The 19,179-nt window shown below is 64.7% G+C and carries 20 protein-coding genes and 1 tRNA gene; 14 read left to right on the forward strand and 7 right to left on the reverse strand.

Annotated elements, in window-relative coordinates; genetic code table 11:
• Positions 1-149 precede the first annotated feature (149 nt).
• Positions 150-584, forward strand: a complete 435-nt coding sequence (locus tag VB672_RS07265) for a hypothetical protein (protein ID WP_329783508.1) — start codon at positions 150-152, stop codon at positions 582-584.
• 70 nt (positions 585-654) lie between these two features.
• On the opposite strand, the gene VB672_RS07270 is transcribed toward VB672_RS07265, so the two are convergent.
• Positions 655-1,773, reverse strand: a complete 1,119-nt coding sequence (locus VB672_RS07270; RefSeq protein ID WP_329783509.1) for an ABC transporter substrate-binding protein — start codon at positions 1,771-1,773, stop codon at positions 655-657.
• 31 nt (positions 1,774-1,804) lie between these two features.
• Positions 1,805-2,944 carry an N-methyl-L-tryptophan oxidase gene (gene solA / locus VB672_RS07275; protein WP_329783510.1) on the reverse strand — a complete coding sequence of 380 codons (1,140 nt, stop codon included), beginning with the start codon at positions 2,942-2,944 and terminating at the stop codon, positions 1,805-1,807.
• Positions 2,945-3,200: 256 nt separating this feature from the next.
• Between solA and VB672_RS07280 the strand changes: the two genes are divergently transcribed.
• The 6 genes from VB672_RS07280 (at position 3,201) to VB672_RS07305 (ending at position 5,912) form a co-directional block, all read left to right on the forward strand.
• Positions 3,201-3,671, forward strand: a complete 471-nt coding sequence (locus VB672_RS07280; RefSeq protein ID WP_329783511.1) for a YidB family protein — start codon at positions 3,201-3,203, stop codon at positions 3,669-3,671.
• Positions 3,672-3,838: 167 nt separating this feature from the next.
• Positions 3,839-4,081, forward strand: a complete 243-nt coding sequence (locus VB672_RS07285) for a hypothetical protein (protein ID WP_329783512.1) — start codon at positions 3,839-3,841, stop codon at positions 4,079-4,081.
• 202 nt (positions 4,082-4,283) lie between these two features.
• On the forward strand, positions 4,284-4,583 hold the full coding sequence (locus tag VB672_RS07290; RefSeq protein WP_329783513.1) for a hypothetical protein: 300 nt from the start codon (positions 4,284-4,286) through the stop codon (positions 4,581-4,583).
• Between the two features lie 125 nt (positions 4,584-4,708).
• Entirely contained in the window at positions 4,709-4,972 is a 264-nt protein-coding gene (locus VB672_RS07295; protein WP_329783514.1) for a hypothetical protein, read from the forward strand.
• Positions 4,973-5,355: 383 nt separating this feature from the next.
• A tRNA-Ser gene (locus VB672_RS07300) sits at positions 5,356-5,446 on the forward strand.
• 112 nt (positions 5,447-5,558) lie between these two features.
• Complete coding sequence (locus tag VB672_RS07305; protein WP_329783515.1) at positions 5,559-5,912, forward strand: RidA family protein; 354 nt, start codon at positions 5,559-5,561, stop codon at positions 5,910-5,912.
• A gap of 120 nt (positions 5,913-6,032) precedes the next feature.
• Here the strand turns inward: VB672_RS07305 and VB672_RS07310 are convergent, their stop codons facing one another.
• Positions 6,033-6,830, reverse strand: a complete 798-nt coding sequence (locus tag VB672_RS07310) for a glycosyltransferase family 2 protein (protein ID WP_329783516.1) — start codon at positions 6,828-6,830, stop codon at positions 6,033-6,035.
• 102 nt (positions 6,831-6,932) lie between these two features.
• Entirely contained in the window at positions 6,933-7,742 is an 810-nt protein-coding gene (locus tag VB672_RS07315; protein WP_329783517.1) for an endonuclease/exonuclease/phosphatase family protein, read from the reverse strand.
• A gap of 1,206 nt (positions 7,743-8,948) precedes the next feature.
• Between VB672_RS07315 and VB672_RS07320 the strand changes: the two genes are divergently transcribed.
• The gene (locus VB672_RS07320; RefSeq protein ID WP_329783518.1) at positions 8,949-11,474 is read left to right on the forward strand and encodes a heavy metal translocating P-type ATPase; all 2,526 of its coding nucleotides are present in this window, start codon (positions 8,949-8,951) and stop codon (positions 11,472-11,474) included.
• The gene (gene cueR, locus VB672_RS07325) at positions 11,471-11,926 is read left to right on the forward strand and encodes a Cu(I)-responsive transcriptional regulator (RefSeq protein WP_329783519.1); all 456 of its coding nucleotides are present in this window, start codon (positions 11,471-11,473) and stop codon (positions 11,924-11,926) included. The genes VB672_RS07320 and cueR overlap by 4 nt, the downstream gene beginning before the upstream one ends.
• 311 nt (positions 11,927-12,237) lie before the next feature.
• On the opposite strand, the gene VB672_RS07330 is transcribed toward cueR, so the two are convergent.
• Positions 12,238-12,816: a tyrosine phosphatase family protein gene (locus VB672_RS07330; RefSeq protein WP_329783520.1), complete on the reverse strand. Its 579-nt coding sequence runs from the start codon at positions 12,814-12,816 to the stop codon at positions 12,238-12,240.
• Positions 12,817-13,147: 331 nt separating this feature from the next.
• Between VB672_RS07330 and VB672_RS07335 the strand changes: the two genes are divergently transcribed.
• The 3 genes from VB672_RS07335 (at position 13,148) to VB672_RS07345 (ending at position 14,672) form a co-directional block, all read left to right on the forward strand.
• Positions 13,148-13,807 (forward strand): L,D-transpeptidase, encoded by a 660-nt coding sequence (locus VB672_RS07335; protein WP_329783731.1) that lies wholly within the window; start codon positions 13,148-13,150, stop codon positions 13,805-13,807.
• Between the two features lie 104 nt (positions 13,808-13,911).
• Positions 13,912-14,115 carry a YgaP family membrane protein gene (locus VB672_RS07340; protein WP_329783521.1) on the forward strand — a complete coding sequence of 68 codons (204 nt, stop codon included), beginning with the start codon at positions 13,912-13,914 and terminating at the stop codon, positions 14,113-14,115.
• A gap of 173 nt (positions 14,116-14,288) precedes the next feature.
• Positions 14,289-14,672, forward strand: a complete 384-nt coding sequence (locus VB672_RS07345) for a DUF1622 domain-containing protein (protein ID WP_329783522.1) — start codon at positions 14,289-14,291, stop codon at positions 14,670-14,672.
• Here VB672_RS07345 and VB672_RS07350 read toward each other — a convergent pair.
• On the reverse strand, positions 14,655-15,614 hold the full coding sequence (locus VB672_RS07350; protein ID WP_329783523.1) for a homocysteine S-methyltransferase family protein: 960 nt from the start codon (positions 15,612-15,614) through the stop codon (positions 14,655-14,657). The two genes, VB672_RS07345 and VB672_RS07350, sit on opposite strands and share 18 nt — an antisense overlap.
• A gap of 215 nt (positions 15,615-15,829) precedes the next feature.
• Here VB672_RS07350 and VB672_RS07355 point away from each other — a divergent pair, with 215 nt between their 5' ends.
• Positions 15,830-16,597, forward strand: coding sequence for an EAL domain-containing protein (locus VB672_RS07355; RefSeq protein WP_329783524.1), 768 nt, complete (start codon positions 15,830-15,832; stop codon positions 16,595-16,597).
• 182 nt (positions 16,598-16,779) lie between these two features.
• A complete protein-coding gene (locus VB672_RS07360; RefSeq protein WP_329783525.1) occupies positions 16,780-17,688 on the forward strand; it encodes an alpha/beta fold hydrolase in 909 nt (302 codons plus the stop codon).
• A 200-nt stretch (positions 17,689-17,888) separates the two neighbouring features.
• Here the strand turns inward: VB672_RS07360 and tyrS are convergent, their stop codons facing one another.
• The gene (tyrS, locus tag VB672_RS07365; RefSeq protein WP_329783526.1) at positions 17,889-19,142 is read right to left on the reverse strand and encodes a tyrosine--tRNA ligase; all 1,254 of its coding nucleotides are present in this window, start codon (positions 19,140-19,142) and stop codon (positions 17,889-17,891) included.
• Positions 19,143-19,179 lie beyond the last annotated feature (37 nt).

The raw sequence follows: 19,179 nt of genomic DNA on the forward strand, positions 1-19,179 counted from the left end.
AAACGTCTCTCCGTTCGGCGCATTCCAAACGCCAGGCGTCGAAGCCAAGAACGAGCATTCCTTGGGGCATAAGCACTCGACCGGACAGGTCATACGGATGCGTTCACACGATCTGGGCACACACCAACGGCTCACGAGGGATTGTCGACATGACTGAGGAAGAAGTTGAGATCGTCGCGGAGGAAATGGCCAAGATCGGTGGCGTAACCTGGTATCCAGGCCGGGAAAAGGGGACCCTGATGCGGGTCGTCTGCGACCGCTACCGCGACAGAGCCCGGGTGGCGATCGAGGCGCTCGACCGCTATCGGGCCGGTCAGCAACCCACCCTCGCGCAGGACAACGTGGAGGTCGAGAGGCACGCGACGACCAGCACGCCTCATCCGCCGGTCCATGAGGACATCAGGCCTGGGACGACCGTCATATACCGACCGCCCGGGGATCGGCGGGCCTATTCCTGCCGGGTGGTCGAGATCGAAGGCAATCGGGCCTATCTGACCCCCATCCTCAGAGCCTGCACGGAGTGGGTTTCCATCGAGCACCTCGTCCCGGACCAGGAGCCCGGCAAGGCCGCGGCCCACGATTGATTGTCGATCGACGATGCAAAAAGGGCGGCTCCGATGGAGCCGCCCTTGCTCTTTGCGGTCAGGCCGCCCGTCACTGAGTCAGCTTGCTGTACGTGCCGCCCTTCCAGACATTGATGTTGTATCTCGGATCCTTGATGTCGCCCTTCTCGTCGAAGGTGACCGGGCCGAGAACGGTGTCGACCGTTGTGCTGCGCAGGGTCTTCGCCACGGCTTTCGGATCCGCGCTGCCGGCTTTGCCGATTCCGCCGGCGATGGCCTGAACGGTCGCATAGGAGAACAGCGTGAATCCTTCCGGCACGAAGCCGATCTGCTTGAACTGCTCCAACGCTCCCTTGGCCGCCTCGCTGTCGCGGCCGTCGGGCGGGAAGGTGAACAGGGTTCCGTCGGCCGCAGGACCGGCGACGGCCCCGAATTCCGGCGTCGCGATGCTGTCTCCCATCATCAGCTGGAACTTGTAATTCTGATCACCTGCCTGGCGCATGATGAGCCCGGCCTCGGTGTGATAGCCGCCGAAATAGAGAAACTCAACGCCCTGGCTCTTGAGGCGGTTGACCACCGCCTTGTAGTCCTTCTCGCCGGGATTGATGCCCTCGTAAAGCACCTCCTTGACGCCGGCGCTGTTGAGGGAAGCCCTCACCACATCCGCGAGGCCTTTGCCATAGGCGCTCTTGTCGTGAAGGATGCCGATCTTCTTGGTGCCGTAATTCTGCTTGATCCACGGCCCGATGAACTTGCCCTGCGCATCGTCGCGACCGTAGAGCCGCATGATGGTCGTCCAGCCCTCTTCGGCTGCCTTGTCGGTCATGGCCGGGTTGCTGGAGGCCGGGCTCATCATCAGAACGTCCGCCTCGGCATAGACCTCGGAGGCCGGGATCGAGGAGCCCGAGCAGGCATGCCCGTCGACGAACTTGATGCCCTCGGCGATGATGCGGTTGGCGATGGCGACGGCCTGCTTCGGATCGCAGGCATCGTCGTAGATCACGACCTTCACGTTCTTCCCGTTGACGCCGCCGTTCTTGTTGATGGCCTGCGCCGCCAGCTCGGCCCCGTGCTTGAGCTGCTCGCCGATGCTGGCGACCGCACCGGTCATCGGCCCTGCCACGGCGATGGTGATGTCCTGCGCATGAGCAAATCCGCTTCCGGCCAGCAAGGCCAGGACGGACAGGTGACAGACGTAGCTTCTCTTCATGGCGGTACCTCCAGCTTCATGCTTCGCCGCTTCAGGCCGATTGCGATCGGAAGCGATCGAGCTTGAAACGAGAGATGTCGTTGGCCGGCGTTTTTCCAAGGGCGAGGTCCGCCAGCACGTCCCCGATCACGCTCGCGAACTTGAAGCCGTGCCCCGAGCAGGGCGAGGCCACGACGATGCGGGGATCGTCGGACGATTGATCGATCACGAAATCCTCGTCCGGCGTGCGGGTATACATGCAGGTGCGCATGGCCTTCAGCGGCCCGTTGGCATCCGGCATCGCAAGGGCGAGCATGCGCCGGATCTGCGCCTCGTCGGCGGCTCCGCCATCCTGCGCCAGGTCGTTGCCCGATGAGAGATAAGTCCCTTTGCGGTGGGAGGCCGCCTTGACGCCCGTGCCGGCGAAATCCGGAAAGCCGTAGCAGGCGTCGTCCTCGGATTCGAGGATGAAGACCGGGCAGCGATCCGGAGTGTAGGAGGCTGGCTGCAGGGGCTCGAACCAGCCGAGCACCTGCCGCGTCAGCTTGAGGTGCGGCTTCAGTTCGGGAGCGAAATCCCCGATCCAGGCGCCTGCCGCAATGATCACGGATCCGGCCTCGATCTCGCCGGCCTCCGTCCGGACACGCACGGCAGCGCCGTGCGGCTCGATAGCCAGGACGCGCGTCCGTGTCCGCACTTCGGCACCATGGCTTTCCGCTAATCCGACGAATTGCTGGATGGCGAGTTCCGGCCGCAGGAAGCCGCCATCAGGCTGATACAATCCGGTCCAATGGGACGGCAGCTTGAAGGCGGGAAAGCGCCGGTTGATCTCGGCGGCATCCAACACTTCATGCTTGAGGTCGTGCAGCCTCGACGCCTCGAGCGAGCCCTCGACGATCGGGCAACCGGGATAGCCCGCCTCCAGGACGCCGGTGACCGTGAGAACAGTCCGTCCGCAGAGATCCTCCAGCTCGCGCCACTTCTCCATGGCCCGGCGGGCCAGCGGCACATAGGACGGATGCTCGAAATACGAGAGCCGGATGATCCGGCTCTCGCCATGCGACGAGCCCTTGTCGTGTCCCGGCTCGAACTGTTCGATGCCGATCACGCGCCGTCCCCGGCGCGCGAGATTGAAAAGCGCGGCGCTCCCCATGGCGCCAAGGCCGATCACCGCCACATCGAACGTCGTCATCGACCTGCCTTTCACACTTGCATCGAGGATGGGCGCATACATTCCGCAGCGACCGAGACTTCGTCAATCCGGCGGACAGGCGAGCATGGCTGTCGCTGGCATTGCCATTCTCGACGGCAGCCGCTTGCCTGAACCATCCTTGTCGAAGGAGAGCCTCGTCCGGTTGACGATGGACCGATCAGCCGAACCAGGCGGCTGAATCGTGGAACTCTTTCGATGCGGCTGCTGTTCTCGTGCAGCGAATGAGGAGGAACACATGAGCCGCGGCTTTCCATCCATGACGGCCCTTCTGGGGCTTCTCGCCATCGCTGGATACCAGAACAGGGACAAGATCGCCGAGATGATCGGCGGGTTGGGACAGAATCCATCAGGAGCCCCGGGCGGTCCCGGACAGCAGCAAGGTGGCTCGGGCGCTTTAGGAGGCCTGGGCGGCTTGCTGGGCGGCTTGGCCGGCCAAAATCCAGGCAATGTGCTGAACGGGGGCTTAGGCGAACTGGTCGACAGATTCCGGCAGAACGGCCAGGGCGACATCGCCGAGTCCTGGGTCGGCACTGGACCGAACAAGGAGGTCGCTCCGCCGCAACTGGAGCAGGCGATCGGGCCCGATGTCCTGGCGACCCTGACGCAACAGACGGGTTTGTCGCGCGAGGAAATCCTGGCCCGCCTGTCCAAAGAACTCCCGCAGGCCGTGGACAAGTACACACCCGACGGGCGACTTCCCAGCTGACACGATATTCACAGACCTTTCGGTGAAGTGAGCGCTGCGGCTCTCGTGGGAGCCGCAGCGCTCTATCCTTTTGACCTGCCTGCTACCTCCATCGCTTCATTACCGAAAAAGCCGCATCAGGTAGCTTTTCGAAGGCTCCGCTGCGAAGCGGGGTTTGGGAGGGGCTGATGCATACGGACCGCTTTGTCGTGTTCAAGTTTCAGGACGAATGGCTGGTCACCTACGCAGACCGGGAACAGACGGCGTTCGCAACCCGTCAGGACGCGGAACGATCGGCCTTCGAGGCGGCGGACATGCTCGCCTCCAGTGGCCATGCCGTTTCCGTGCTCATCATTCCCGATGGCTCGAAGGAGGTCGCAAGACCCGATCCAACTCCGGAAAAGCCGACCCGCAAGGAGAGCCTGAACTAGGGTCATCCTTGCCTCTCCGGGTTTGGCCCGATTGGACGACGGGGATCGGAAGGAGCGATGGCAGCCCCTGCCCTCGCCCGATTAAACGCGTTTCCTCCTCACAGGCCTTGCTGCGATCGCTCCTGTACCGTCTCTCGCCTGTCGACGCAGACTAGGCTAGGATTTGACCCGTGAGGATTTCCTCGGGCGCAGGACTGGGCATATGCTTTGGGCGAAGAAGGTCATTGGCCCTGCTGACTGGAGCCAGACGCAGGATCAGTTCGAAGAGCTCTTCGTCAAGCTCGGCGGCCCGAAGCAGATGATGCTCGCCGCTGCGTGCGATCCGGCGTCGGGCCAGTCGATCCTCCTCATGAGCCTTCCGAACACGACCTTCCTCGGCTTCTTTTCAGGGTTCGAACGCGTGACCGAGGACGCCCTTCCCTCGGAAGCCGCGCTGCTGGTCGGCCACAACGACGAGTTGCTCAAGCACTTCCGTTATCCGGCACGGAGGATCGTGCCTTAGGCTGGATGCGTCTTTTCCGCTGAACTTCTGCTCGTCAGGCAAGCCTACCGCAAGCTTGGGCATTTGGTTGCCACAATTGGCTGCCAATGGCCGAGATTGATCGAGCCTTTGCAGTGGAGAGCATTGTGACCGCAGCCCACGATTTCGACGAGATGGTGGATCTTCTTGCATTAAGCCGCCCGTTCGAGCGATCGGCCGGCATGAACATGGCGTGTAAAATCGCGACATTGCCGCTTCGGGAGGCCATCGCCCTGGTCGTCGAGGATTGGGCCGACGACAAGTTCAGGCAGTTGAGCGCCGTGATCGTCCGGCAGTCTGCCCCGGCCATCCGCAGCTTCGACGAGATCCGGCGTCTCTACGAAACGGCCGAGATGGCACCTGTCTCGTGAACGACGGCGGCTCCCGCTCCCTCGGCGTCCAGAATGCCGAGGATTTAGGCGTTAGACATCATATTTGACCACCCGTGCCCCTTCCCTCCTGAGTCCATACCCGCTTTCATGGGTCATGCTCACGCACCGCAGGGAGGAACGGGTGGAAGTCAACGAAGCAGAGTGCTCATGCCCGAAGTGGTTTCCCGTTTTCCTGTCCGGCATCGGGCTTGCGAGTCTCGCCCTCTCCCACCTGTTCTGGTGAACCCCGATCCCTTGAGCTCGGCAAGGGCTTTCCCTCTCGGGCGGGCCTAATCGGGCGATTTTGGACCTTGACGAAGAGACCCTGTTCGCGTCTATTGCGCCACCTGCGAAGCGGGATCCCAGATCCGGCCTTTTCGCCTGGAGACGTGGCCGAGCGGCTGAAGGCACTCGTTTGCTAAATGAGCATACCCCAAAAGGGTATCGAGGGTTCGAATCCCTCCGTCTCCGCCATCCACTCCCTTCCCTTTTCCATGAATCGACCGTCTCGCGGACCTTCGGCTGTCCTCCGCGTGGCCACCTGTGGTAGGAGCCGGGACGGCGATCGGACAGGGGAGACCAGAGCGTGCCAGACATCCGGCGGATCGGCGTTGCAGCCCGTTACAGCGATCTCGTGATCCACGACGGGACGGCCTATTTCTCGGGCTATGTGCCTGAGACGACCTTGGGCCTCTCGGTCTCCGAACAGACCCGGGACGTCCTCGGTCAGGTCGAGCAGTCCCTTGTCGAGATCGGCAGCGACAAGTCCAAGCTGCTGCAGGCGACGATCTGGCTCGCGGACATCGCCTTCTACGACGAGATGAACGCAGTCTGGGACGCCTGGGCCGTCCCCGGTCAGACGCCGGCGCGCGCCTGTGTCGAGGCCAAGCTGGCCAACCCAGATTACAAGCTCGAGATCCAAGTCGTCGCGGCTCTCTGATCCCGCAGCCCGCCTAACGCAACGTGCGGCCCCCCAGGGACGCGCTCGACGATGCGCTCGTCAAAGAATGGAGCATCGGATCAGATCCCAAAAGTGCAATCCACATTTGGGTCCGATGCTCTAGGCCCGCTCCGTCCGGGCTCCGGATTTGGCGAGGGCTCCCAAACGCTTGCGCTCATAGTGCTTCGCCAGGCGCAGGTGGCGCCATGTGGCGTAGTTCATGGCGATCAGGAAGCCATAGGTGCCGCGCAGGAAGTGCAGCCGGCCGAAATAGGCCTTCAGGAACGCCGCCGGAAACTCGAAATAGACCCGCCATGTGGGGATCGAGATCCCCCTCACCTCGAGGTCGACGGCCTGCTGGTCGGTGTAGCTGTTGAGCTTGGCGAGCTGGTCGCCGAGGGAGCGCACGGATCGGTGATGCACGAGCCCCTTGAGCTTGCCGATCTTGACGCCCGGCTTCAGGTCGACCCGGTCATGGACGAGCGAGGACGAATACCGGCCGGCGTCCCGGCGATAGAGCCGGACGGGCGCGACCCGATAGGCCAGGGGATGGGGAGCGGTCTCCCCCGGGAAGGTTTCGGCGATCCGAATGCCGTAGGCCTGGCAGGGCGGCTCTCCATGAGCGAACAGCCCGCGGATTTCGGCCAGCAGCTCCGGCGAGACCTCTTCATCCGCATCGAGGTTCAGCAGCCATTCGTGCCGGCACTGGTCCTCCGCGAAGCGTTTCTGGAGCCCGTATCCCGGCCAGGGATTGAAGATCACCCGGGCGCCGAGTTCCTGAGACACCGCCTGGGTTCCGTCCGTCGAGCCCGAATCGATCACGACGAGATCGTCCGTCAGGCTTCGGATGGCGCGGATGGTCGCTCCGATCCGATCGGCCTCGTTCTTGGCAATTATGAAAACGGAAACAGGAAGCATGGCACCGGGTGCCTAGCCGCCCTGAGGTTCCGTGGCAAGGGTTTTGGATGCCCTAAGAGCCGTGGCGCGGTCGCTCCGCTCTTCCGACCCGGTGCCCAATGGTCAGAGGAGTTCGCCCTCACGGGCTTGGCTTGCCGCTGAAACCCCGTGCCGCTTGCGCACGCGCAGCTCCGCCAGAAGGGGGAAATGATCGGACGCGACCCGGGTCATAGAGTTTCGCACCGGCCCGGCATCGACCACCTGGATGGATTTCGTCACGAAGACATGGTCCAGCCGCAGGACGGGCGCCCTTGTATGGAAGGTCGGTTGCGGCTCCCCGAAGGAATTGGACAACTGGGCGTCCTGCATCCGGTTTGCGATCAGGCGGTAGGAACGGGAGTACGGCGGCGCGTTGAAGTCGCCCAGCAACACGGCCGGTTCGGCGCAATCCGGATGGCCGATCCAATCCGGCCCGATCAGAGCGGCCGCCTGCGTTCGCCTCTCCCCGGAGCGCAGCGACAGGTGAGCGTTGATGACCTGGATCGTCTGGCCATCGACCTCGACGGCCACCCAGAGGGCGCTGCGCTTCTCGAAGGACGGCCTCGTCGATTGCGTGGGCAGGCGCCCCGACCTCACGATCCTGGAGGCGTGACGGGCCAGAACGGCGATGCCGTATTGCTCGCCCAGAATACGGATCGTGGGCTGGAAATGCAGGTCCATGCCGAGCCGGGATGCCACGGCCGCGGCCTGATCGATCTCCCCTGCTCTCGCGCGGCCGACGCGAACCTCCTGCAGGGCGACGATATCCGGGTCGCAGGAGGCGATGACCTCCGCGATCCGCTGCGGTGAGATCTGCCTGTCCGTGCCGAGCCAGCGATGGACGTTGTAGGTGAGGATCCGAAGGGTTCGCCCCTGTTTGTCGCTATGCTTCAAAGGTCGGCACCGGCTTTATCGTTCGTTACAGGTAAGAGCACCGCGGCATGCGGCACAAGCAGGAAATTGTCCTCGCCCCTAGGCGGCAAACGTGTCGGATCAATGACCCAGGTTCGGGCCTGGTTCCCCTGCGGGTGGGAGCGGGACGGAGCCGGTCGAACCCGCACAGGCAGTTCGTCCGCCCTGCCATTAATATCCTTCGCCATCATCTCCTCGGACGACTTTTGGGAGGCGGTGCCGGTGACCTCGCTCGTGTGAGGCGACGCACTCTTCTAAGGTGCTGGAACAGGGTTGACCCTGTTCCTCTCCCTCGTTCTCCCCGGGCTCGCCACCCGCGCCGTCACCACCGGGCTTGTGGCGGTGATCTCGCTTGTTTGAAGCACGGCGCCCTTCCGATCGGGACGGGGCTGGCCGTGACGCCGCGGGTGTCCTCCCCGGCGCACGCAGTGCGGGAAGGGGATCCTTGGCGTTGCGCCTGATCGTGGATCCCTTCCCCTGCGAGGGCGTTCGCCCTCTCCGGCCGGGCATGACACGCCGGGCGTGCCGCAGACGGTTCTGGTGACCTGTGGTGATGTCAACGAGCCAGCACCTTCAGGCCCAGGGCTGGTGAGCCCTGAGCCGGAAGGACGATCGAGGGTGGCGCGAGTGGCAGCCCGGCTCGATGATGATGGTGGGAGATGGAAGAGCCGGACGGCGCCTCGCGCACGGTTCTTTTCAGGCGGACCAGCTGGGACGACACCCAAGGTCGGCCTCCTGCGCTCCCAGGCGTGCGAGGCCTGCCGCAGGACCGTGCCGGCTCCCGTCACTGCGACGCCTCGCGAGCGCGCCCCTCGCAGGAACCGATCTGCACAAGAGTATAGCTCAGATGCAACACCGTGTCAAGAACAAAGTGAGAACATAGCGTTGCGTCACAGCAGTGCCACCCCGCTCCTGCTACCCGTCCCGTCATCACCGGCCTTGTGCCGGTGATCCCGATCGGAAAAGCGCGGTGCTCCAAAAGATCGGGATGGCCGGGACGAGGGAGAGAGTGAGTCTGACAGTAGAAGGGCTGGGACCGATCACCGCATCACGTCCGGGACGGCCATGACGTCGAGGGTGAGCACGGGAGAGACGCCGCATGTCCGAAACCCATTTCTGAAACCGCTTGACCTTCCCATGATTGGAAGGATTACACCCTGGTCCCATATAGGGATCAGGAGATTCACCATGGCCGCCGGCACGCCCGCCCCAATCGACAGCATCGACATTCCCATCCAGGGCATGACCTGCGCCTCCTGCGTCGGCCGTGTGGAAAAGGCGATCCGCTCGGTGGACGGCGTCATGGCTGCCAACGTCAACCTGGCGACGGAACGAGCGCATGTGGAGTTCGCCTCCTCCGAGGCCAGTCCGACGGCGGTTGCGGACGCCATCCGGGCTGCCGGCTACGAGCCCTCGGAGAATACGATCGAGCTCACGATCGACGGAATGACCTGCGCGTCCTGCGTCAACCGGGTCGAGAAGACGCTCAGGCGTGTGCCCGGCGTGGTCGATGCCTCCGTCAACCTCGCCACCGAGCGCGCCTCCGTCCGCTATTTCGGTCGAGCAGACGTCGTGGACCGCCTGATCGGGGCCGTCGAGCAGACGGGCTATGAGGCCAAGCCCGTTCAACGCGACGAGGGTCAAGTCGACCGGGAACGGCAGGCCCGGGAGGTCGAGATTTCCGCCCTGCGACGCTCTGTGCTGATCGCGGCAATCCTCACCCTGCCGGTCTTCGTTCTCGAAATGGGATCCCACTTCATTCTCGCCATCCATGATTGGGTGATGGGAACGCTCGGGCACCGTACCAGCTGGTACCTGCAATTCGCGCTGACCACCCTGGTTCTGTTCGGCCCGGGCCTGCGCTTCTTCCGCAAGGGCATCCCTGCCCTGCTGCGCGGGTCGCCGGACATGAACTCGCTGGTCGTGATCGGTACGAGCGCCGCCTATGCCTATTCCGTGATGGCGACCTTCCTGCCCGGCTTCCTGCCTGCCGGCATGGACAACGTCTATTACGAGGCGGCCGCCGTCATCGTGACCCTGATCCTGCTCGGCCGGTTCCTCGAGGCGAAGGCCAAGGGCCGCACCTCCGAGGCGATCAAGCGCCTCATAGGGCTGCAGGCGAAGACCGCCCGCGTGGTGCGGGACGGCGAGGTCCTGGAGATTCCCCTCGACCAGGTCCTGATCGGCGATCGCGTCCAGGTCCGTCCCGGCGAGAAGGTGCCGGTGGACGGTGAGGTGGTGGAAGGTTCTTCCTATGTCGATGAATCCATGATCACGGGCGAGCCGGTGCCCGTGCAGAAGTCCCATGGTAGCGAAGTGGTGGGCGGCACCATCAACCGGACCGGCAGCTTCACCTTCCGGGCCACCCGCATCGGCGCCGACACGGTCCTGGCCCAGATCATCCGCATGGTCGAGCAGGCTCAAGGCTCGAAGCTCCCGATCCAGGCCGTCGTCGACCGGGTGACCGCCTGGTTCGTGCCCGCCGTCATGGCGGCAGCCGCCCTCACCTTCCTGGTCTGGCTCCTCCTCGGTCCAGAGCCTGCCCTCACCTTCGCGCTGGTGAATGCGGTCGCCGTGCTGATCATCGCCTGCCCCTGCGCCATGGGCCTGGCGACCCCCACCTCCATCATGGTCGGCACGGGCCGGGCGGCGGAGCTCGGGGTTCTCTTCCGCCAGGGCGAGGCCCTGCAGAGCCTCAAGGAAGTCGGGGTCGTCGCCCTGGACAAGACCGGCACCCTCACTCAGGGGCGCCCCGAGCTGACCGATTTCGTGACGGCTCCCGGCGTCTCCGAGGCCGAGGCCCTGCGGCTGGTCGCGGCCGTGGAACGCCGCTCCGAGCACCCGATCGCCCAGGCTATCGTGGCGGCCGCCGAGCGGCGGGGACTGGACCAGCCGCCGACCGGGAGCTTCGAGGCCGTGCCGGGCTTCGGCGTCTCAGGCTTGGTCGAGGGTCGAAGGGTGGCCGTGGGGGCGGATCGCTTCATGACGCAGCTCGGCGTCTCCGTCGCCGGCTTCGCCGAGGTTGCTGCCCGCCTGGGCGCTGAGGGCAAGAGCCCGCTCTATGCCGCCATCGACGGCAAGCTCGCCGCCGTCGTGGCGGTCGCCGATCCGATCAAGCCGTCGACCCCGGAAGCCGTTGCGGCGCTCCATGCGCTCGGCCTGAAGGTCGCCATGGTCACCGGCGACAACCGCAGGACCGCCGAGGCCATCGCGAGGCGCATCGGGATCGACGCGGTGGCGGCCGAGGTTCTGCCCGACGGCAAGGTCGAGGTGGTCAAGCGCCTGCGCCGGCAGCACGGCAGCATTGCCTTCGTGGGCGACGGCATCAACGATGCGCCCGCTCTGGCGGAGGCCGATATCGGCATTGCCATCGGCACGGGCACGGACATCGCCATCGAGAGCGCCGACGTGGTGCTCATGTCCGGCGACCTGCGCGGCGTCGTCAACGCCATCGCCCTGTCGAAGGCGACCATCCGCAACATCCGGCAGAACCTGTTCTGGGCCTTCGCCTACAACGTGCTGCTGATACCGGTCGCCGCGGGCGTGCTCTATCCCGTCGACGGCACCCTGCTGTCGCCGATCTTCGCGGCCGGAGCCATGGCGCTGTCCAGCGTCTTCGTTCTCGGCAATGCCCTGCGCCTGCGCGGCTTCAAGGCGCCCGTGGCGTCCGCGCAGGCCGCCGCTCACTCTCAACCCGTCGAAGGTGTCGCATGAATATCGGACAGGCAGCCGCGGCCTCGGGCGTTTCGGCCAAGATGATCCGCTATTACGAGTCCATCGGGCTGATCCCGAAAACCGTCCGCACCGAGTCGGGATACCGGGTGTATTCGGACCACGACGTGCATACCCTGCGCTTCATCCGGCGCGCGCGGGATCTCGGCTTCTCGGTCGAACAGATCGCCGATCTCGTCTCCCTCTGGCAGGACCGCGAGCGGGCGAGCAAGGACGTGAAGGCCATCGCGCTCGACCATGTCGGCGTGCTCGAGCGCAAGATCCGGGAGCTGCAGGAGATGGCCTCGACCCTGAAGCATCTCGCCAGGAATTGTCACGGCGATTCCCGGCCCCATTGCCCGATCATCGAAGAGCTGGCGAACGACGAGGCTGCGCCTCTCCCGGCAAAGGTGGACGCGAAGTTCGGCACGCTTGGAAAGGGGTCCGTGCGTTAACCGGGCCGCAGAAAGCTCCTGGGCATCACCCCTTCTCACGTCATGGCCGGGCTTGTCCCGGCCATCTCGATCGGAAAGGCGTCGCGCGGAATGAAGCGCGTCGCTGTCATCCCCGGCGCACGAAGTGCGGGAAGGGGATCCACTCCCGCGCTCAGCGCCCTGGATTCCCTTCCCTTCCGCTGACGCTCCGGCCGGGAATGACAAGGTGACGCCTCATACGATCAGGCTCACCGGGACGAGCCCGGTGATGCCGGGCGAAAGAGTGTCGGGCCGATGGCTGAGACAACTCGCGAGTTCCGTGCACAGCTCCTTCAAGCCGCCATCTCCACCTCGCGGCCGCGGCCGAGATCGTGCATCAGCTGGACGTAGTTCGGCATGCGCCGGATCTGGCGCCCGTAGTGCCGCCGCAGCGCATCGGTGAGCCGCCCGTTGCGCGACAGGAGATCATCCGCGAAATCGACCATGAGGGAATTCGGCCAGGCCTGGGGACGGATCTCCGCCAGCCGCTCGAACAGGACATCCTCGCTCTCGTGCGGATTGGCCTGAGCCATGAGCGTCAGCATCGCGGCGGTCGAGCGCGAGACGCCCATATGGCAGTGGACGAGCAGGTGCCCCTCCGCATGTTCGGCCCCTCCCCTCGCCACCTCGGTTCCGAACTGAAGGACCGCCTCCACGTCCTTCGGCGTGGGCAGGATCATGCCCGGCACCGGTTCGATGATGTCGTGGAAGCGCAGGATCGTTCTGTGATGCGGATCGTAGGCGCCGAACGCCTCCGGGTCGGGATGATCCGGGTCGAGAATGGACAGAACGTGCGTCACGGACCGGTCGCGCTGATCCGGTAATTCCGCGATGCCGCAGACCGTGAGCATCTGAATGGGTACAGGCCGCATGAAGAACGCTCGCTTGGTGACCGAATTGGGACAGAAACCTTAACGCACCTGCCCGAAGAGTTAACCCGTTACAAACGAAATGGATCAAGGCGTTCAAAATACTGTGTCTTGCAAACCACACCGGACCTTTGCCACATTTCCGCCACGTGAGATCCACCTTGTCGTCACCCGCTAGGCTATGTCTCTTCATGAGTAACGCTGCCGCTTTCAGACGTCGGCAGATGAACCCCAAAAACAGAAACTGCAGGTCACCCCACTGATGTTTGCTGCTCTGGCTTCGAGCCCGTCACCGTTGAAAAACGCGATCCGCTTTCTCGCGGTTCTTCTTCCAATGGCCCTGGCCGCCTGCGTGTCGACGCAGACGCCGCCGCAGCAAGCCGTGCGCCGCATCGATCCCGCTTATGCCGCCATGTACGGTCCTCGGCCCGACGAGCCGCATCCGCTGCCGGCCACCGACATCTCCGAGGTCGATCCGCGCTTCCTGCGCCGCGAGGTCGCCTATTACGGCCGCGAGGAGCCCGGCACCATCGTGGTCGATACGGCATCCCGCTATCTCTATCTCGTGCGCGAGGGTGGCCGGGCGATCCGCTATGGCATCGGCGTCGGCAAGGAAGGCCTCGCCTGGGGCGGTCGCGCCCGGGTCGGCCGCAAGGCCACATGGCCGAACTGGACGCCGACCGCCGCCATGATCCGCCGCGAGCCGGAGCGCAATGCCAAGTGGGCCGGCGGCATGGCCGGCGGCCTGAACAATCCGCTCGGCGCACGCGCGCTTTATCTCTATGAGGGAGGCCGCGATACCATGTACCGCATCCACGGCACCACGGAGCCCTGGTCGATCGGCCAGTCGGTGTCCAGCGGCTGCATCCGGCTGTTCAACCAGGACATCATCGACCTCCACAGCCGCGTGCCTGTCGGCTCGCCCGTGGTCGTGCTCCAGGGCCAGCGTCTGTTCGACGTGGAGGATGAAATGCGAGTGTCTTCGGCTTACTAAGCGAGTTGCATATGGATCAAAAGGGCTAGCCTCCGGCTGGCCCTTTTTCTTTTGCCCCTGTCAGGCTTGAGGTAAGATCGTCTGGTCTCTTCCGGAGGCATACCATGACAGTCGAACGCGCGATCCTTCTGACCGTCGGCGGGCTCATCATCGTCAGCGTCCTGCTCGCCGTCTATGTGAACATCAACTGGCTTTGGCTCACCGGAATTCTCGGCGCCCATCTGGTGCAGGCCTCCTTCACGGGGATGTGCCCGGTGGTGATGATGTTCAAGCGCATGGGACTGCCGAGCAAACCCGGCTTCACCTGATCCCACTGAGTGAGAGGCTGGCTTTAGAAGTCTCCAGACCCTCGGCGTCATCACCGGCACAGGGCCGGTAATGACGTGGAAGCTCCGGCGGCTCTTCTTTTCTCAGCCTGTGCCGCTGGAGCCTTCGCCTCCCTGTCCTATGAATCTATGTCCATGAAGCTCAAGGATCGCTCATGGATGAATGGTTTTTCTCGGCGCTCAAACTGACGACGCGCGCCATCGAGGTCGGCGGGATCGCCATCATCGTTCTCGGAATCCTCGGATCGAGCCTCGCGGTGTTCTGGCAGATCCTGCGCGGACGCTCGGGTTCGGAGGCCTTCAACCTCTATCGCTCCAATGTGGGTCGCGCGATCCTGCTCGGGCTCGAGTTCCTCGTCGCCGCCGACATCATCAACACGGTGGCCATCGAGCCGTCGCTCCAGAGCCTGCTCATCCTCGGCGGCATCGTCCTCATCCGGACCTTCCTCAGCTTCTCGCTGGAAGTCGAGATCGAGGGACGTTGGCCCTGGGACCGGCACAAGGGCGAGAGCGAGCCCTCGTCACGCAGCACGGCTTGACGCCGGAACGCAGGCCTCGCAGATCGCCGCGATATGGCGGTGGTCGGTGCCGCAGCATCCCCCGAGCACGGAAAGCTGCGTCAGGCGCTCCCGCAGCCCGCGATAGCGCCGGGCGAGATCGTTGGGATCGCCCGGGTCGAGCTCGGTGGCTTCATCGAGCTCGGCATGGCTCTTGGCCGAGGCATTGGCGCGAAGCCCCCGGACTCGCCGGGTCCATCCATCGCGCTCCGACAGAATGCCGTCGAAGTGGCTCGGGTGCGCGCAGTTGATCATGTAATAGGCCGGAGCATGGCCGGTCTCGCGGTCCGTCCGCTCGATGGCCGATTGCAGCGTCTCGCCGGACGCGAGCCGACCGTCCGTCTCGACCGTGAACGAGATCACCACCGGCAGGCCGAGAGCCTCCGCGGCCCGCGCGATGCCGATGGCCTCCTCGGCGTAGTTCATGGTGACGGCGCTGACCAGGTCGGCGGCGCCCTCGCGAAAGGCTTCCACCTGCGGCGCATGATAGGCCTGCGCCTCCTCGGCGGTCATCTGCGCATCGGCTCGGTAGCCGTCGCCGCGCGGGCCGACGACGCCGTTGATCAGGATACGATCCCGGGTATCCGAAAGCCGGTCGCGCAGGCCGGAGGCCCAGCGCACGGCCTCTTCGTTCATGCTCGCCAGTTCGGCAGGCGGGACATTGAGCTTCGCGGCCCAATCCGTGTTGGCCCGCCAGGTGGGCGTGTCGAGGATGAAGCCGACATCCCGCTCCACGGCGGTGCGGATATAGGGCTCGAAATAGCGTTCGAGCCTCGCCCGGCCCTCCTCGCTGCGCAGAAGGGGAAATGCCGCAAAGCAGGGAAGATCGACGCCGTCGAGAAAGACGAGCGTTGTCTCGAGACCGCCATCGGTCAGGAAGATCGCATCGCCCGAGGGCGGAAAGGCAAATCGGCTGCTGGTCATGAGAAGGGCTCCCGCATTCCTCGCGACAACGTGCCTCCGGCAGCCCGACCCAAGACGGCACTCGGCTTTATCTTCGATCTGTCGACGCAGGGTTGGGGCTGCGACAGGCGGCAAGATTGCCCGAATGCCCATGATCGCGATGTGCCTTTCCTCACGTTAGGGCAATCGCAAGATCCTTCTCCCATAGTGCCGTGTGGAATTCGCCAATGCTCGGAATGGAAACGTCAGTGGATACGAAGGTGGGATGTCAGGGGTGCCGGAGCGGCGAACCGCTCCCGTTCGATTTCACCATGGCGTTCCACCCCATCGTCGATCTCGACCGGGGAGTGGTCTGGGGCTACGAGGCCCTGGTCCGGGGCACGCAGGGGCAATCCGCCTGGCAGATTCTGAGCCAGGTCGATGACAGCCGGCAGTACAAGTTCGATCAGGCCTGCCGCGTCAAGGCCATCGAGCTGGCGGGCCGCCTCTTCCCGAAAACCGACGAGACCCGGCTTTCCATCAACTTCATGCCGAACGCCGTCTATGAGCCTGCGGCCTGCATCAGAACGTCCCTGGAGACCGCCCGCCGCGTGGGGTTCGACACCAGACGGATCATGTTCGAGTTCACCGAGAACGAGCGCATGGCGGACACGAAGCACGTGGCCCGGATCATCGCGGAATACAAGCGCCTCGGGTTCATCACGGCCATCGACGATTTCGGCGCCGGGCATGCGGGCTTGAATCTCCTCGCCAATTTCCAGACCGATCTCATCAAGATCGACATGGAGATCGTCCGCGGTATCGGGGATTCCGCCGCGCGCCAAGCCATCATCGCCGGCATCCTGGTGATGGCGCGCGCCCTGAACATCACGATCATCGCCGAGGGCATCGAGACGGAGGCGGAACTCTCGACGCTGCGGGATGCCGGAATCAGCCTGTTTCAGGGGTTCCTCTTCGCCAAGCCTGCCATTGAGGATCTTCCGGCCGTTTCGCTCGGCGCCTGATCCGAAACGCAACCTCGGCAGTTGACGTAACGGCCGGTTGCCTTTAGGAACACTGTCCCGGCCCGCAAGCCGCCGCCACTCTTCCAGTGTCCGCCGGCTCCATTCCTGTCTTTTCTGCCGCTCCAGCCGCATGACTGGCGCGCCCTGTCGGTCACGCATCGAAGCATCACCGACCAAGACAGATGTTTGTCGACATTCCTGCGCAGCGCGATCCGACCGGACACAGGCGCTGCAACGGGCTCCTCTCCGGCGATACGTCCATGAGAACATTCGATACGGGTCTGTTCCTCGACAGAATTCCCTTTGTGAAATCAGGATCCGGCGTCGATCCCATCGTCGTGCTCAACGGCGGGCAGGCTTTCGTCCGACGCCCTACCCCGGCGCGTGCGCAGAGGGACGCCAGGCGCATCGCACGCCTGCTCCCAGCCGACAGAGCCGTTTACATTCTGGGCTACGATCCGGCGCCGTGCGCCGATTATTCCATTGAGACGATCGTCGGGGACGTCGCGCGGATCCTGCGGGACGAGATCGGCCCCGCGACCGTGATGGGCATCTCCTTCGGCGGCTTCGTCGCCGCGCGGCTGGCCGCGGACCACGCCGATGTGGTGAAGGAGCTGATCCTGATGGTGAGTGCGCACCGCTTCTCGCCGGAGGGACGCCGCAGCGTCGACCGGCAGATCGACCATGCGTGGCAAGGCGATTTCGAAGGACTTTTGGACGAGTTCGGCCTGGTCTTCCGCCGCCCGTGGCTCAACTGGCTGATCCGCTGGCGCTTCCGGCAGGAGCGGACACGGCTGCACGAGACGATGAACGATCCGGCCACCATCGTGCGCGGTCTCAATGCCGTCGCGGGCGAGGATTTCGGCTGCGACCCGTCCTGGCTCTCCCGCGTCGCCGCGCCGACCCTGATCGTCGGCGCGACGCGCGATCCCTTCTTCGACGTCGCGGCGATCGAGGAGACCGCGCGGCACATCCCGTCCGCGCGGCTGCAGCTCTTCAAGCGCGAGACCCATATGCTGCCCGTCGAGCGGCCCAGGGATGTGGCGAAGGTGGTTGCGCGTTTTCTTTCGACGCAACGACGTGCTCGGTGAGCCCCGTCCACCTCCCTCACCACGTCATCACCGGCCTTGTGCCGGTGATCCCGATTAGGAGTAGTGCCGCAGTGTCATTCCCGGCCGGAGATGGCGAGGCCATCGGAGGGGAAGGGGATCCACGATCAAGCGCTGAGCGCATGGTGGATCCCCTTCCCGGTCCTGCGGACCGCCGGGGATGACAACGGAGTGCTTCTCGATCAACCGCTCACATGCACCAGCACGTGCCGTTTCTTGCCCGCCGTCAGCTTCAGGGCTCCATCCGTGAGATCCGCGGTGTCGACATGAGCATCCGCATCCTGCACGACCTTGCCGTTGAGCCTCGCCCCGCTGTTGAGGACCAGGCGGCGTGCCTCGCTCTTCGAGCTTGAAAGGCCCGCGCGAACGAGAAGCTGCGCGACCGTGACGCCGGCATCGAGTTCGGAGCGGGGGACGCCGATGCTCGGAAGCCCGGACGCGTTCTCACCCTCCTCGAAGGCGCGGCGGGCGGTGTCTGCCGCGTCCCGTGCTGCCGCCTCGCCGTGGGCGAGCCGCGTCGCCTCATGGGCGAGGATCCGCTTCGCCTCGTTGATCTCGGCTCCCTTCAGCTGCCCGAGACGGTGCACCTCGTCGAGGGGCAGTTCCGTGAAGAGGCGAAGGAAGCGGGCGACATCGTCGTCCTCCGTGTTGCGCCAGAATTGCCAGAACGCGTAGGGGCTCAGTTTCTCGGCGTTGAGCCACACCGCGCCGGTCGCCGTCTTGCCCATCTTGGCACCCGCCGAGGTGGTGAGCAGCGGCGTGGTGAGCCCGAAGAGCTGGCGCTGGTCGATGCGGCGGGCGAGCTCGATGCCGTTGACGATGTTGCCCCACTGGTCCGAGCCGCCCATCTGCAGCACGCACGAGTGGTGGCGCGACAGCTCGAGGAAGTCGAAGGCCTGGAGAACCATGTAGTTGAACTCGAGCAGGGTCAGGGGCTGCTCGCGCTCGAGCCGCTGGCGCACGCTGTCGAAGCTCAGCATCCGGTTGATCGTGAAATGGGTGCCGAAGTCGCGCAGGAACGGCAGGTAGCGCAGGGGATCGAGCCAATCGGCATTGTCCACCATCACCGCGTCGGTCGGCCCGTCGCCGAAGGCGAGGTAGCGGGAGAAGACCTGCTTCAGGCCGGCGGCGTTCCGGGCGATCTGCTCGCCATCGAGCAGAGGCCGGCTCGCATCGCGGAAGCTCGGATCGCCGATCTGCGAGGTGCCGCCGCCGATGAGCACGACGGGCTTGTGGCCGGATTTCTGGAGCCAGCGCAGGGCCATGATCTGCACGAGGCTGCCCACATGCAGGCTGTCGGCCGTCGCGTCGAACCCAATGTAGGCGGCCACCGGCCCGGCGGAGAGCCGCCCGTCGAGGGCGTCGAGGTCGGTGCATTGATGGATGAAGCCGCGCTCGGTCAGCGTCTTCAGGAAGTCTGATTTGGGAGTGCTCATCGTTTCGTCTCCTGGGGATTGGCGGGAGCCGCTGCCC

Source organism: Microvirga sp. CF3016 (assembly GCF_036314085.1).
GTDB lineage: Bacteria > Pseudomonadota > Alphaproteobacteria > Rhizobiales > Beijerinckiaceae > Microvirga.

Coding starts and splice junctions, on each gene's coding strand:
- VB672_RS07280 (WP_329783511.1), top strand. CDS start 3,201: ATGAGCCGCGGCTTTCCATCCATGACGGCCCTTCTGGGGCTTCTCGCC.
- VB672_RS07320 (WP_329783518.1), top strand. CDS start 8,949: ATGGCCGCCGGCACGCCCGCCCCAATCGACAGCATCGACATTCCCATC.
- VB672_RS07285 (WP_329783512.1), top strand. CDS start 3,839: ATGCATACGGACCGCTTTGTCGTGTTCAAGTTTCAGGACGAATGGCTG.
- VB672_RS07350 (WP_329783523.1), bottom strand. CDS start 15,614: ATGACCAGCAGCCGATTTGCCTTTCCGCCCTCGGGCGATGCGATCTTC.
- VB672_RS07335 (WP_329783731.1), top strand. CDS start 13,148: ATGGCCCTGGCCGCCTGCGTGTCGACGCAGACGCCGCCGCAGCAAGCC.
- VB672_RS07310 (WP_329783516.1), bottom strand. CDS start 6,830: ATGCTTCCTGTTTCCGTTTTCATAATTGCCAAGAACGAGGCCGATCGG.
- VB672_RS07355 (WP_329783524.1), top strand. CDS start 15,830: ATGGAAACGTCAGTGGATACGAAGGTGGGATGTCAGGGGTGCCGGAGC.
- VB672_RS07330 (WP_329783520.1), bottom strand. CDS start 12,816: ATGCGGCCTGTACCCATTCAGATGCTCACGGTCTGCGGCATCGCGGAA.
- VB672_RS07290 (WP_329783513.1), top strand. CDS start 4,284: ATGCTTTGGGCGAAGAAGGTCATTGGCCCTGCTGACTGGAGCCAGACG.
- cueR (WP_329783519.1), top strand. CDS start 11,471: ATGAATATCGGACAGGCAGCCGCGGCCTCGGGCGTTTCGGCCAAGATG.
- VB672_RS07340 (WP_329783521.1), top strand. CDS start 13,912: ATGACAGTCGAACGCGCGATCCTTCTGACCGTCGGCGGGCTCATCATC.
- VB672_RS07345 (WP_329783522.1), top strand. CDS start 14,289: ATGGATGAATGGTTTTTCTCGGCGCTCAAACTGACGACGCGCGCCATC.
- VB672_RS07360 (WP_329783525.1), top strand. CDS start 16,780: ATGTTTGTCGACATTCCTGCGCAGCGCGATCCGACCGGACACAGGCGC.
- VB672_RS07270 (WP_329783509.1), bottom strand. CDS start 1,773: ATGAAGAGAAGCTACGTCTGTCACCTGTCCGTCCTGGCCTTGCTGGCC.
- tyrS (WP_329783526.1), bottom strand. CDS start 19,142: ATGAGCACTCCCAAATCAGACTTCCTGAAGACGCTGACCGAGCGCGGC.
- solA (WP_329783510.1), bottom strand. CDS start 2,944: ATGACGACGTTCGATGTGGCGGTGATCGGCCTTGGCGCCATGGGGAGC.
- VB672_RS07265 (WP_329783508.1), top strand. CDS start 150: ATGACTGAGGAAGAAGTTGAGATCGTCGCGGAGGAAATGGCCAAGATC.